Below are 202 nucleotides of genomic sequence, written 5' to 3' on the forward strand. Positions count from 1 at the left end.
CTGGTCGACGGTCCTGCGCGCGTTGGTTGCGCATGTCGAGCAGCCGGGTTCGGGCGGGCACACGCCGTCGGACTTCCCGCTGGTCGCGCTCACCTCCGCCGATGTCGCCGAACTGGAGTCGGCAGAGGTCGAGTTGGAGGATGTCTGGCCGTTGTCGCCGGTGCAGGAGGGCATGGTCTTCCACGCCCGCTACGACGACGAC

1 protein-coding gene is annotated in these 202 nt (G+C 68.8%); it reads left to right on the top strand.

Annotation, left to right across the window (positions count from 1 at the left end; all coding sequences use genetic code 11):
- On the top strand, positions 1-202 hold a 202-nt coding region (locus tag ADK60_RS29395), incomplete at both ends, for a hypothetical protein (RefSeq protein WP_159400636.1).

Source organism: Streptomyces sp. XY431, from assembly GCF_001279805.1.
Classification (GTDB): Bacteria; Actinomycetota; Actinomycetes; order Streptomycetales; family Streptomycetaceae; genus Kitasatospora; species Kitasatospora purpeofusca.